The sequence below is a fragment of the Gordonia aquimaris genome, from assembly GCF_026262595.1.
GTDB lineage: Bacteria > Actinomycetota > Actinomycetes > Mycobacteriales > Mycobacteriaceae > Gordonia > Gordonia tangerina.
Genome location: NZ_JAPKFM010000004.1, coordinates 162,572 through 176,646, shown reverse-complemented (window position 1 = coordinate 176,646; position 14,075 = coordinate 162,572). Strand labels below are relative to the sequence as shown.

The 14,075-nt window shown below is 64.6% G+C and carries 10 protein-coding genes; 7 read left to right on the top strand and 3 right to left on the bottom strand.

Going from position 1 to position 14,075, the window contains the following annotated elements; translation table 11 throughout:
- Positions 1–72: 72 nt before the first annotated feature.
- Together OSB52_RS06090 and OSB52_RS06085 are read right to left on the bottom strand one after the other, a co-directional pair.
- Positions 73–723 (bottom strand): TetR/AcrR family transcriptional regulator, encoded by a 651-nt coding sequence (locus tag OSB52_RS06090; protein ID WP_235722860.1) that lies wholly within the window; start codon positions 721–723, stop codon positions 73–75.
- A 45-nt stretch (positions 724–768) separates the two neighbouring features.
- Positions 769–1,434 carry a TetR/AcrR family transcriptional regulator gene (locus OSB52_RS06085; protein WP_235722861.1) on the bottom strand — a complete coding sequence of 222 codons (666 nt, stop codon included), beginning with the start codon at positions 1,432–1,434 and terminating at the stop codon, positions 769–771.
- 119 nt (positions 1,435–1,553) lie between these two features.
- On the opposite strand from OSB52_RS06085, the gene OSB52_RS06080 reads away from it, so the two are divergent.
- On the top strand, positions 1,554–2,468 hold the full coding sequence (locus OSB52_RS06080; protein WP_235722862.1) for an oxygenase MpaB family protein: 915 nt from the start codon (positions 1,554–1,556) through the stop codon (positions 2,466–2,468).
- 48 nt (positions 2,469–2,516) lie between these two features.
- Here the strand turns inward: OSB52_RS06080 and OSB52_RS06075 are convergent, their stop codons facing one another.
- Complete coding sequence (locus tag OSB52_RS06075; RefSeq protein ID WP_266060742.1) at positions 2,517–3,818, bottom strand: alpha-hydroxy-acid oxidizing protein; 1,302 nt, start codon at positions 3,816–3,818, stop codon at positions 2,517–2,519.
- Between the two features lie 137 nt (positions 3,819–3,955).
- Between OSB52_RS06075 and OSB52_RS06070 the strand changes: the two genes are divergently transcribed.
- The 6 genes from OSB52_RS06070 (at position 3,956) to gad (ending at position 14,053) form a co-directional block, all read left to right on the top strand.
- A complete protein-coding gene (locus OSB52_RS06070; protein ID WP_266060740.1) occupies positions 3,956–6,196 on the top strand; it encodes an MMPL family transporter in 2,241 nt (746 codons plus the stop codon).
- 300 nt (positions 6,197–6,496) lie between these two features.
- Entirely contained in the window at positions 6,497–7,735 is a 1,239-nt protein-coding gene (locus OSB52_RS06065; RefSeq protein WP_266060739.1) for a metal-dependent hydrolase family protein, read from the top strand.
- Between the two features lie 4 nt (positions 7,736–7,739).
- Positions 7,740–9,014: a threonine/serine exporter family protein gene (locus tag OSB52_RS06060; RefSeq protein ID WP_266060738.1), complete on the top strand. Its 1,275-nt coding sequence runs from the start codon at positions 7,740–7,742 to the stop codon at positions 9,012–9,014.
- Between the two features lie 823 nt (positions 9,015–9,837).
- Positions 9,838–10,593, top strand: a complete 756-nt coding sequence (locus OSB52_RS06055) for an ATP-binding cassette domain-containing protein (RefSeq protein WP_266060736.1) — start codon at positions 9,838–9,840, stop codon at positions 10,591–10,593.
- 1 nt (position 10,594) lies between these two features.
- On the top strand, positions 10,595–12,559 hold the full coding sequence (locus OSB52_RS06050; protein WP_266060734.1) for a YhgE/Pip domain-containing protein: 1,965 nt from the start codon (positions 10,595–10,597) through the stop codon (positions 12,557–12,559).
- A gap of 84 nt (positions 12,560–12,643) precedes the next feature.
- Entirely contained in the window at positions 12,644–14,053 is a 1,410-nt protein-coding gene (gene gad / locus OSB52_RS06045) for a glutamate decarboxylase (protein WP_266060732.1), read from the top strand.
- The last annotated feature ends 22 nt before the right edge of the window (positions 14,054–14,075 follow it).

Here is a 14,075-nt window from a genome sequence, read left to right as displayed (position 1 = left end):
TGGCACCGACCGAGCGATCGTTCGGCGATCGACACCTTGCCAGGTGATGGGGCTCAGGTCAACCCGAGGAGATCAGACGGCGCCGTCGGCTCGATAGCCGACCAGCGCGCGGGCCAGTTCCAGGTTGCGCGCGATGAGTTCGTCGGCCCCGAGTTCGCCGTCGAGCTTGAACCAGGTCGAGACTCCGACACACATGGTGGCGACGGCGCGGGCGGCGTCCTTGGGGTAGGGCGTCGCGAAGTCGCCCGCCTCGACGCCGGCGAACACGATCTCGTCGACCATGTGCTGTTGCCGGTCGCGGTGGCCGATGTAGGTGGGTTTGTAGCCGTCGTCGAGGCTGCGAATCTCCGTAGAGCCCACGAACGCCTGCTCGCGGCGGTACATGTGGAACCGCAACAACGATTCGACGACGGCATCGAACTGGTCGACGGGCCGGTCGCCGGCCTCGGCGATGGCCACCTCGGAACGGTGCAGCAGATCGGTCATCGTGCGTTCGAGCAGACCCTGGAGCAGGGATTGTTTGGACGGGTAGTGGTGATAGAGCCCCGGCACCGAGAGGTTGGCACGTGCAGCGATCTCGCGGACCGACGTCCCGTGGTACCCATGCTCGGCGAATGCCGCGAGCGCGGCCGCCAGCGGCACGGGCAGCGTCGACTCGCCGTAGTCGCGCCATTGCCCCAGGGACTCCGGACGCACATCGGTGTCGCCGGTCCCGCTAGTCATGAGGTCCAACATAGTCGTAGCCGGTCCCGCGGCCCGCATCCGGCACTAGTCGAAGCGCGCCACACCGTCGGCCAGCGCCATCATCAACCCCACGCTGACGTCAACAACGCCCTCCCGATCGAGGTCGAGATGCCCTTCCAGCCAGGCCGCGAGGACGCGTCCGAGTCCACCGACCTGGAAGTGCGCCGCGGCGATCCCCCTTGGACGCGACTTGAACTCGACCACGCCCGACGCCGACTGCACAGTGAGCGCGGCGAAGATCTCGGTGGATTCCATCCGCTTGGCCGCGATCGTCGGACTCAGCAGCGCCTGCGAGAACAACAGTCGACCCTTACGCCGGTCCTCGTCGATCACCGCGACAATGGCCCCGACAGCAGCACGGACCTTGCCCTCGACATCGTCGCCGGAATCGAATGCGGCCACTCCCAGCTCGGCGATCTCCCCGATGACACCGTCGAACGTCGCGGCGACCAGCGCTTCGATCGAATCGAAACTCTCATAGAAGTAGCGGGTGGTGAGGCCGGCCTCCCGGCAGACCCCGCGGACGGTGATGGAGCCGCCGTCCGAGGCACCCAGCAATTCCAGCGCGGCGTCGATCAGTGTCGCCCGCCGTCGGGCCACCCGGATGCCTCCGTCTTCGCCACCGTAAGCGCGCAGGTTCTCACCTGCGGAAGCGTCGGCAGGTTTCGTCTCACCGGATGTACTCGCCACCCATCCATCTTGACACTGTCGTCACCGGCGCCGTCGGCGCTTGACATCGACCAGCTTGACAATGTCCAATGAAAAAGACAACAGCCGTAGTCAGATGGCGGCTCGAACAGGGGGTTTCAATGAGCACCGAACCACTCGTCGATGACATCGACCTGCCACCCGCCTTCGCCGCGGTCGACCCGGATACCGAGTACATCCCGCCGCAGGCGCGGATGACCCGTGGCGAGCTCGACGCGCTGCCGACGCGCCAGAACGAGATGAAGGGCATCTCGGCCCTCGCCGGACCTGCCAACGTCATCATGCAGCTCGCGATGCCCGCAGTGGGATACGGCGTCTACGAGAGCCGCGTGGACAGCGGCAACCTCTTCAAGCATCCCATCAAGCGCACCCGCACCACCCTGAGCTACCTTGCCGTCGCCGTGATGGGCACGCCGAAGGATCGGCGCCTGTACCGCAAGGCCGTGGGCAAGGCGCACGCACAGGTCCGCTCCACCGAAGACAGCCCGGTCAAGTACAACGCGTTCGATCCCAAGCTGCAGCTCTGGGTGGCCGCCTGCCTCTACAAGGGGTGGGAGGACATGCAGTACTTCTACGGCGATCCCGCCGACATCACCGAGGAGGCCTACCAGAACGGCGCCGTGCTGGGCACCACGCTGCAGGTCCCGCGTGAGATGTGGCCGGCCACCCGCGCGGATTTCCAGACCTACTGGGACGAGACCGTGGAAACCTTCGAGATCGATCCCGTCATCCGCGACATGCTCATCTCCATCGTGCGGGCCGAGTTCATGCCGCGCTGGTTCAGCTTCCTGTTCGGCTGGTGGTTCGAGTTGCTGACCATCGGTTTCCTGCCGGAGAACTTCCGCGACAAGATGGGACTCGAGTTCACGCCGTGGAAGCGTCGGGTCTTCAACGCGCACAACAAGGCCGCCAAGGCCATCAGTGATCACCTGCCGAAGGTGTTGCGCGAGTTCCCCTTCAACTTCTTCCTGTGGGATGTCCGCTGGCGCATCCGCACCGGACGCCCGCTGGTCTGACCTCCCGGCGATTTCGTAGTACGAACATGCGAATTTCGCGTGTTCGTACTACGAAATCTGCTGTAGCGCTTCGCGAGTGACGTCGGCGACCGATGTGTGGCCCGACAGGCCGAGGGTGAGGTCGAGTTCGGCGATGATGTTGGCGACCACATCCCGCGCACCGTCGGCGCCGGCGAGCGCCAGCCCGTACATGTGCGGGCGGCCGATGCACGCGGCGTCCGCGCCGAGCGCGAGCGCCTTGAACACGTCGGCGCCGGTGTGAATTCCGGAGTCCACCAGCACCCTCATCCGGCCGTCGACCACCGGCGCGATGGCGGCCAGGGCGTCGATCGACCCGATCGCACCATCCACCTGACGGCCACCATGGTTCGAGACGATGATCCCGTCGACCCCGACATCGATCGCCCGGCGCGCATCGTCGGGGTGCAGCACCCCCTTGAGAACGATGGGTAGCGACGTCCGATCCCGGAGCCCGGCGATGTCATCCCAATTCAGCGACGGCCGCGAATAGATGTCGAGGAAGGTCTGCACCGCGGTCCGCGGCTCAGGCGCCGTCAGATTCTTCAGCAGGCGTCCCGGCGAGTTCCGCGCGATGGATAACAAGGTCTTGATCGCGCCGAGCGAGATCTCCGGACGCTCCCCCACCGCGGCCCTGACCCGATCGGCGACGATTTCGGTGAACCTCGGGTCCGACGTGTACTGGTCGATCCCCTCACCGCGCGCAAACGGCAACGACCCGATATTCAGGTCCTGCGGCCGCCACCCCAGCATGGTGGTGTCGAGGGTGACCGCCACGGCGTCGGCCCCCATCTTCTCCGCGCGCGCCAGCAGACTGTCCACGAGGTCGTCGTCGGTAGACCAATACAGCTGAAACCAACGCGGCGCGCCCGGCCGCACCCGGTCCATCTCCGCGGCCACCCGCTCCATCGGCGCGCTGCCCTGGTTGGAGAAGATGTAGGGCACCCCGAGTTCCGCGGCCGCATGGCCGATGTGCACGTCGGCCTCGCGGGCCGCGAGTGCACCCGCGCCGACCGGGGAGAACAGCACCGGAGCCGGTAGCGTCCGTCCGAACAGTTCCGTCTGCAACGAGCGCGACGACACGTCGCGAAGCACCCGCGGCACGATCGCCCACCGATCGAGGGCCGCCCGGTTGCTCGTCATCGTCGAGCCCTCGCCCGCGCCCCCGGCGATGTAGGCCCACGCGCGCTTCGACATCACCGACCGCGCCCGGCGCTCGAGCTCGGCGTGATCGGTCGGCACACGAGGCCGACGACCGTGGACGCCCTGGGTGTAGATCTCGTTCTGCCGGGCCCGGCCGACGCCCGTCGGCGCAGTGGTCTCATCGGTCACGGTGGCACTCCTGACGAAGGACGACGATCATGGGCTCATCATAGGAATCGGGCAGCGCCCTGGTGTGCCCGTGGTCACATCGCCGTGTCCGCTCCGCCGACTACCCTGACCCTCACATCCAAGGGGAGGTTCTGACCGTGGCGTTGTGGTTGTACCGGCTCGGCCGTTTCACATTTCGACACAAGTGGTCGGTGATCGGCGCATGGCTCGCCGTGCTGATCGCATTCGGCGCGATCGTCGGTGCGGTGCAGCCGAAGTTCGCCACCGACTTCGAACTGCCCGGCACCGACTCCGATCGGGCGATGACGGTGATGAAGGAGGACTTCCCCGCCATCAACGAGCGGCAGATGGAAGCCTCGACCAGCATCCTCATCGCCGCCGACGACGGCTTGGCCAATCACATGCAGCAGATCGACGCGTTGGTGGCCGATGCGCGTGAGCTGCCCGAGGTGATCGACCCGCAAACCGTCGCCAACCCGGTCACCGTCGCCGAACAGGACCCCGCCATGGCGGCTGCGGTGCTCGGCGACGACGGCAGGGTCGGTCTGATCCAGATCAGCCAGAACATCCCCATGCAGGACCTGACGCCGGCCGAGATGGAGCAGTTCAAGGAGCTGCTGGCCGAACACCGCGGCGATGGCCTGCAGGTGGAGGGCACCGGATCGCTGATGCAGGTCTTCGAGGCCGGCGGCACCTCGGAACTGCTCGGTTTCGCCGTCGCCTTCATCATCATGATCGTCGCGTTCGGCGCATTGATCGCCGCGTTCATCCCGATCGTCACCGGCATTCTCGGTGTCGGCATCACCATGCTGCTGGTCACCTTGAGCGCCGAGCTCATCAACGTGCAGCAGAGCGCGACGACGATCATCACGATGCTGGGCATCGCGGTGTCCATCGACTACGCGCTGTTCATCGTGTCGCGCTACCGCTCGGAGCTCAATCTCGACGGCAATCGGGAGGCGTCCGCCGGGCGGGCCGTGGGCACTGCGGGGTCGGCGGTGGTGTTCGCCGGTCTGACGGTGATGGTGGCCGTCGCTGCGCTCGGCGTGGTCGGCATCCCGTTCATCACCCAGATGGGTGTGGCGGCCGCGGTGGCGGTGTTCATCGCCGTGCTCGGGGCGATCACGCTCATCCCGGCATTGCTCGGTGCATTCGGCCGGTTCGCGTTCACACCCCGGATTCCCGGTGTCCGGCACGGCGACGAGCCCGACTCGCAGCCGTCCAACGGTCTGCGGTTCGCCCGGTTCATCACTCGCTATCCGCTGCCGGTGGCCATCATCGGGCTGGTCTTGTTGGCCATCGCCGCGATCCCGATGACGAAGATGGAACTGGGCATGGAGTCCACCACCGACAGCGAGTACGAAGCCACCCAGTTGCTGCAGCGGGGATTCGGTGAGGGGATCAACGGGCCCCTGTTGGTGACCGTGAGCGACGCCCAGGGTGGCGACGTCGCCCCGGCCGCCGCCGAGGTGGTGGCGCACGTCAAGACCCTCGACAATGTCGCCAACCCGGCGCAGATCACGTGGGTCGGCAACGGCCAGAATCCGGCCGACACCCAGTCGGGTGCGACTGCCGCGTTGATCTCGGTGACGCCGGAGCAGTCACCGAGCGGTCCGGCCACTCACGAGCTGATGGAGCAGATCCGCGATTTCGCCGCGACAGATCCGGGCGGTGCGACGGTCAACGTCGGCGGTCAGACCGCGATCATGTCCGACATCTCCGACAAGCTCAGCTCGGCGCTGATCCCCTTCCTGATCGTGGTGGTGGGCCTGGCGTTCATCATCCTGACGGTCGTGTTCCGCTCGCTACTGGTGCCGCTGATCGCGACCGTCGGCTTCCTGTTCTCGGTGTGCGCCACCTTCGGTGCGACGGTCGCGATCTTCCAGGAGGGCGACTTCGGGATCATCGACCACACCAAACCGATCATCTCGTTCCTGCCGATCTTCCTCGTCGGTGTGGTGTTCGGTCTCGCGATGGACTACCAGGTGTTCCTGGTGACCCGCATGCGCGAGGAATACGTGCACGGGGTGTCGGCGAAGGACTCGGTGATCATCGGCTACCAGCACGGTGCCCGCGTCGTGGCCTCGGCAGCGGTCATCATGATCTCGGTGTTCGCGGCGTTCATGCTCGCCCCCGACACCATCGCCAAGATGATGGGTTTCGCGCTGGCCGCAGCGGTGTTCTTCGACGCGTTCATCATCCGGATGATCGTCGTACCGGCAGTGATAACCCTGCTCGGCGACACCGCCTGGAAGCTACCGAAGTGGCTGGACAAGATCCTGCCCAACGTCGACGTCGAGGGCACCGCCATCCGAGAGATCCCGCTGGAGAACAAGGTCGACCCCGACCTGTGGGAGCCGCAGCCGGCGAAAGTGTGAGCCCCGACCTCCTCCGATGGAAGCCAAACGGTCCGCGAGTAGATTTCGGCGCCCGCGAGCGGATGAGAACTCGCAGGAGCAGAAGTGGGCTCGCGAGACGAGGCGCATGCTCGCCCCAGACCGGGGGCCGCTGCCGTCCGGTGCGGCTCCTCGGTCGGACGAGGTTCCGCCGGCTCGGGGCCGGCGCCCAGACGGTCGATCGGCGCCGACGAACGTCTGTTTTGTGCCAGATATCGGCTACCGGGCGGAAATGTGTCGTCGGATGCTGAGATCTCTGCATCGATCGCGTACACCGATGGTGTGACGACACTAATCCTGCACAACGCCCGGCTCATCGACGGCACCGGAGCCGATCCCGTCTCCGACGCTGTTGTTGTCATCGACGACGGGAAGATCACCTACGCCGGAAGCAATTCGAGCGCCCCACAGGTCGACGAGTCGACCACACCCGTCCGCATCGACGTCGGCGGGAACACCGTCACCCCCGGCTTCTTCGACTGCCACGTCCACCTGTCGCTGCCCGGCACCAAGGGCTCGCCGATCATGGCCGCGATGGTCCCCCAGTCCTACCGCTACTTCGAGATCCTGGACCGCCTCACCGCCACCATCGGTGCCGGCGTCACCACGGTCCGCGACCTGATGGGTGTCGACGTCGGGGTCCGCGACGCGGTCGCCCACGGGATCATCGAAGGACCGCGGCTGCTGGTCGCGGACAAAATGTTCAGTCAGACCGGCGGCCACGCCGACTTCCACATCCCGTCCGGACTCGATGGCACCGGGCTGATCGGCGGACTCATCGTCGACTCGGTCGACGAAGCACGCCGTCACGCCCGCGCACTCCTGCGCGACGGCGTCGACCTGCTGAAGGTCGCCTCCAGTGGCGGCGTCACCTCCCCCAGTGATGACCCGGACTGGCTTGGTGCCCGCACCGAGATCGTCGCGGCGCTCGTCGAGGAGGCCGCCAACTACGGAGGCCGTAAGGTGGCCGCCCACGCCATCGGCCTCGCCGGCATCCAAGCCGCTGTGCAGGGCGGCGCACACAGCATCGAGCACGGTTACGCATTGACCGACGAATTGCGCACCGAGATGGTCCAGCGCGGACAGTTCCTGGTTCCGACGCTGATCGAGACGCTCAAGCCCGACACTGCGACCCCGCAGGCCGTCGCCAAAAGCACCAAGTGGCACGCGCTCGCCCACGAGTCGATCCAGGCGTCGGTGGAAGCCGGGATCAAGGTCGCCGTCGGCACCGACGCCGGGCTGGTCCCCGATCATGGCGACAACCTCGGCGAACTCGGTTGCCTGGTGAAATTCGGCGGCATGAGCCCGATGCAGGCGCTCGTCGCGGCCACCAAGACCTCCGCCGAGCTGTGCGGCGTCGACGACACGTTGGGCACCCTGGAAGCGGGCAAACTCGCCGACATCGTCGTCGTGAAGGGTGACCCGCTCGCCGACATCGATTCCCTCACCGACCACGCCAACATCCTGCTGGTCCTCAAGGAGGGCAAGTCGGCGATCAACCGCGGCGGTTTCTCGATCTGACCCGATGACGTCAGACCACACTGCCGAGCACGGAGACAGCCCAGACACCGCGGAGATGCTGACCCTCATCGTCGAGGTCGGCAACGCTCTCAACAGATCGTCGTATCCGGTCCCGCGGATCACCCAGGTGATTCACGACATCTGTACGGCCTACGGTCACGACATCGCGACCCAGGTGTTCGCCAACTACATCATCGCGCTCGACGAGTCGGCCGGCCGGGTGCGGATGGCCAACACGGGTTCGATGTACCGCTTCGACCAGATCGCCGAAGCCGAGGCACTGGTGCACCGCCTGCGGGAGGCCGGTGTGCCGATCAGCCAGGCCATCGATGAGTTCGGTGCGATCGCCGATTCGCGGCCGCCGGTGAATCCGCTCGTCCGCGGCGTCGGGTACGCGCTGATGGCGCTGGGCTTCGCCTTCTGCTTCCGGATGAGTGCCGCGGCTACCGTTGCCGCGGTACTGGTGTCGATACCGGCGGCGACGATCCTGCTGTGGTCCAACGTCAAAGGCGCGCTGGCGGCATTGATGCCGGTGCTGTTGACCTTTCTGTCTGCGCTTGTGATCACGTTGTGGGCGGTCCATGGTGGATTGCCGGATCCGGTTCGACTGGCGGTGATACCGGTCGTGACATTGATCCCCGGGGCAGCACTGGCCACCGCTCTGATCGAGATCACCGCGGGTGACATGATCGCGGGCACAACACGTCTGGCCTATTCGCTCGTCGTTCTGCTGTCCATGGCATTCGGATTGGCGTTGGCGATCGACATCGTCGGACTCACGTCAGCAGACCTACAGGACCTGACGAGTTCGCAGGCACCATCGTGGGTGCTATGGCCGGCAGCACCGATCTTCGGTCTCGGCACGATGCTGTACTTCTGCACGCCACGGCGGTTGTGGCTGTGGGTGCTCGCTCTGACTGTCGGCACCTTCTGGCTCAATCACTTTCTGGTGAATGCGATCTCGTCGGCGTTCGCCGGTGGCGTGGCCATCGGGACCGCGCTGCTCGTGGCGTGGACGATCAACGCGTATGCGAAGGGCCGACCGAGCGTGCTTGCGGTGTTCTTGCCTTCCTTCTGGCTCATCGTTCCCGGATCGATGGGATTCGTGGCGGTCAGCGGCGCCATCACCGCCGATCACCAACTCGACAGTCTGGGCACAAACGCCGCGCTCTCCGTGCTGAGCATCGCGATCTCCATGATGATCGCCAGCGTGATCGCCCCTTTCATCACCCGCCAACACTGGCCGACGACATGGAAGCTGCTGCTGAACACCCGATAAACACCTGGTATCGCCGAGCACACCGCTGATCGAACTCGCCGACCCCACCGGCGGCCGACAATTCCCTGCCCATTCCTGCCGCAGCCGGCTGCCCCGCACAGCGACTCTTACCCCACTTCCTCGCTCGCGCCCTACCGCTGCGCCAACAAAGTGCAGAAAAGTGCCATCCATATGAAAATTCTGTGCCCACAATCAGGGACGGCCAGGGCCTTTCGCGCCACCCGAAAGTGCGGAAAGGCACGCACTTTTCCACATATACGCAACGACCGACCGAAAACCTGGACACAAACAACGCCGCTGCGGTATTCTACTGCGCCGACCGTCCCCGCAGCGAGCTTTCCGGCAGCTATATCGCGTTCTCCTGCAGTCACTTCGACCGGCCGGCCGCAGTGTCACCACGGTTCGGCCGCGGTCGACAACTTTCGTTTGCTCGCGCTAGATTCTCCACCATGAGTTTCACGCCTGATCCCCGCAGGACCGCATTCCGCAAGGCCGCATGCCTTGATGGCATGTTCGACAGGTCATCCACTGCGACATCTGACGCGTTCGTCGCCTGTCCGTCTGCACGGTGCACCTGAACATCGGCACCGACAATGCGCTGAAGTGGGAGCGGCCCAGTCTCGGCGTCGCATAGTTTCTTTTGTTCGCCGATACCAACCTGACGCAGGTCCGAGTAAGACGAGATCCTTCCCTGCACCCGTAACCAATCATCACAGAGTCGCAGTCGGTAGGTTCAGCCCACTGAACCCGCCGAGTCGATAACGCCATTCATTCGATTTGCCGTGCGGCGCGGACCGCCAGGCACCGACGACGGGAACAGACGATGCCCGACGACAATTCGTTCAGCAATGAGATCACCACGGAGATCGCACCGATCGCCGACGAAGGTGATGTGCTGCTGCACGCCGAAGAGATCGGGGTGCGGGCGTCATGGGGTCGCATATTCGGCCCCACGAGTCTTTCTGTCCGCGCCGGCGGAGTCACAGTGCTTGCGGGGTCGGGTGGGCGAGGTCGTACCGCGCTGCTCCTCACGTTGGCCGGACGCATGCGGCCGTCCACCGGCACCCTGACGGCGTTTGGCCGCGCCAACGATGCCCACCATCTGTTCTCGCAGGCCGCGATCGCCGACATCGACGAGGTCGATGGTATCGATCAGACGATTCGAGTCAGTGATGTTGTGACCGAACAGATCCGGTGGGCCGCGCCCTGGTACCGGTGGGTTCGTCCGTCACGGCAGGAGGACCTCGAGCGACTGTGTGGGCCGGTCTTCGGCAACTTCGCGTTGCCCGCGATGAAGGACTACGTCGAAGAACTCCCCGAGCTCACCGCAGCGCTGTTCCGAATCGCGATGGCGAACATTCGTCGGCCGCCGCTGTTGGTGGTCGGTGGTGTCGATCGGCTGACTCGCATCGAGAGCGCCGACAAACTTCTCTCCCGCCTGGTCGACCTGGGACGTGACCAGACGGTGATCACCGCAGATGTCAACGGGGCCCGGCTCAACGGTGTCCGGGACGTTGTCGACGTTCACAACCTGACAGACGACGAGTTCGTCCAGCTCGAACAACACGATCGGATCTGACATGCTTGCCGCATTCTCGCCGGGCAGCGATTTCAAACGCTACTACCGGGGCCGCATGCCCCGACTCGCTTTGGCCGTCATCATCCTCATGCCGCTGCTCTACGGTGCTCTCTATCTGTGGGCATTCTGGAATCCCTTCGACGCGGTGAACAAGATCCCGGTGGCCCTGGTCAACTCTGATCGCGGCACCACAGTTGAGGGCGAACCGCTCAAGGCAGGCGATCAGGTTGCGCAGGGCCTGATCGATTCGAAGCAACTGGACCTGCATCCCGTCTCGGCCGATGACGCCAGAGATGGTGTGGAGCATGGGAAGTACTACTTCTCCATCACTCTTCCCGAAGACTTCAGCGAGGCCGTCGCGTCACCCACCGGGTCCGATCCCCGTTCGGCTGAACTGATCTTCACCTACAACGACGCCAACAACTATCTCTCGACCGTCATGGGGCAGGATGCGGCCGAGCAGGTGGTCAACCAGGTCGGCGCTCAGGTCGGCGCGCAAACGTTTGACATCGTGCTCAACGATGTGAGCGGCCTCATGCCGAAACTGAAGCAGGCGCAGGACGGCGTGAATGAACTCAATGCCGGAATGGAGACAGCCAACAACGGTGCCCAGGAGCTGGCAACCAATCTGGTGACGGCCCGCAACGGGGCCGGTGAACTGGCGGGTGGACTCACCCAACTCGACAACGCGGTCACCTCGGCGACCGACCCCATTCTCAACATCCTCGATCGATCCGGCGGCGCCGGCCTCGACGCCAACCAGCTCAACAGCGTGGTTCAGCGCCTAGGTTCCGACGCCTCCACACTCGACGCCCAGCTCTCGGCCGCCGCGTCTACTCAGTCACAGGCCAGCCGTTTGGTCTCCGGAGTGGTCGAACAACTACGGGCGAACTCTGATCCCAACGTCCGCCGGCTGGCCGACACCTTGACACCTGCGGTGCAGTTCCTGGCCACCGAGGGCTTGGGACCGAACGCGGACAATACGATCAGCCGGGTACGCGAGGACTCGAAGACGCTGTCACAACAACTCGGCAACCCGCAGAGTCCTGCCCGTACGGCCATGGCCTTGCTGGAGAACGGTGGACTGCGCTCGGACATCCTCGCCGCGCGCGGCGCCGCCGACGAACTGAGCTCGGGTGCAGATCAACTCAGCTCAGGACTCGTCGAGCTCAGTGATGGCGCCGATCAGTTGGCGGCGGGCACCACACAGCTGGCTTCGGGTACCGAGGAACTCGCAACTCAGGTCGACGAGGGAGTCAAGGCGGTCCCGCAATGGTCAGGTGAGCAACGCAACGCTCTGGCCGACGCCCTCTCCAAACCTGTGGCGCTGACGGAGAACACTCTCAACGAGGCGAAGACCTTCGGCACCGGGTTCACACCGTTCTTCTTCGGATTGGCGTTGTTCGTCGGAAGCATCATCGCCTGGATGCTGTTCACTCCGCTCCAGTCGAGGCCGATTGCGCAGGGGCTCAGCTCACTACGCGTGGTCCTGGCCTCCTATGCGCCAACGTTCTTCGTCGGCGTACTCCAAGCCGCGATACTTTACCTGGTCGTTGTCTTCGCAGTAGGACTGCGCCCGATGTACCCCGTGGCCACCTTCGGCTTCATGTTGTTGATGGTCGCAGTGTTCCTGGCCATGATCCAGATGTTCAATGCCCTTTTCGGGCCGGCAGTGGGTAGGGTCGTCACGTTGGCATTCCTGATGATCATGCTGACGTCTGCGGGAGGGATATATCCGGTCCCGACGACGACAAAACCGTTCCAGTACATCCACTGGGTCGATCCGATGACATACACGGTCACCGGACTCAGACAGCTCACGCTCGGCGGGATCGACCATCGCTTCTGGATCGCGCTCACCGTCCTGGTACTCCTGACCGCCGCCTGTCTCGCAGTCTCGACCTGGGCGGCCCGCCGCAACCGGCAATACAACATGGATCGGCTGTATCCGCCGGTCGAGGTGTAGGAGGCCGCGCGACAGCCATATCCGACACGACGAGTAACGCATACCCGCTGAAGTGACCCCTGATCTTTGACGAGGAGAGTTTCCATGTCCGAGCGCAAGCACACCAATGCACGTCACACGACGAATATCGGCGACAGTCTCACTCTGAACCCGGTTTTCGTCCGTCCAGGTGAAGCCACCGAGCTTCCGAAGTTCACCATCCCGGAGGACATGAGTCTGCCGGAGACCGCCTACCAGATCGTGCACGACGAGGCGATGCTCGACGGAAATGCACGGCTGAACCTCGCGACCTTCGTCTCGACCTGGATGGACGACGAAGCCAGGCAGCTGTACGCAGAGACCTACGACAAGAACATGATCGACAAGGACGAGTACCCGCAGACCGCGGCGATCGAGGATCGGTGCTGGAAGATCCTCGCCGATCTGTGGCATGTTCCGGACGTCGAGAACTCGATCGGGACATCGACCATCGGTTCCTCGGAAGCCGCGATGCTCGGCGGCCTCGCTCTCAAACGCCACTGGCAGGCCCGGCGGAAGGCCGAGGGCAAGCCGATCGACAAGCCGAACCTCGTGCTGTCCACGGCCGTTCAGGTGTGTTGGGAGAAGTTCCTGAACTACTTCGAGGTCGAGCCGCGATGGGTACCGGTCAGCGACGAACACATCGTCCTCGACGGACACGACCTGGACAAGTACGTCGACGAGAACACCATCGGCGTCGTTGCGATCATGGGTGTCACCTACAACGGTCTCTACGAGCCGGTCAAGGAGATCTCCGCGAAGCTCGACGAGATCCAGGACAAGACCGGCCTGGACATCAAGATCCACGTCGACGGCGCATCCGGCGCGATGATCGCCCCGTTCTGCCAGCCGGATCTCGAGTGGGACTTCCGTGTTCCTCGAGTGGTCTCCATCAACACCTCCGGCCACAAGTACGGCCTTGTCTATCCCGGTCTGGGGTGGATCATCTGGCGCGACGTCGAGGCACTGCCCGAGAGCATGGTGTTCCACTGCAGCTATCTCGGTGGCGACATGCCGACCCTCGCGCTCAACTTCTCTCGCCCCGGTGCACAGGTCCTGTTGCAGTACTACAACTTCCTTCGCCTCGGCCGCGAGGGCTACCGGCAGGTGCAGCAGGGCTCTTTGGATGTCGCGCAGCATCTCTCGAGCGCGATCGGAGCAATGGGCCCATTCGATCTCGTGAGCAAGGGGGACACGATCCCCGTCTTCGCCTGGCAACTCAAGTCCGGCTACACCGACAAGTGGACGCTCTACGATCTGTCAGATCGGCTGCGGATGAAGGGGTGGTTGGTTCCGGCGTATCCGATGGCCGACGACCTCGCGGACATGACGCTGCAGCGGATCGTCGTTCGAGCAGGTCTCAGTCATGACCTCGCGAACGCGCTGTTGCGCGACATGGAGAGCGAGATCGCGTTCCTCGACAACCTCTCCGCCCCGATGCCGCGGGAAGGAACCGGCTCGCATTTCCACCACTGAGGTCGCCGCCGGGGCGACGTGT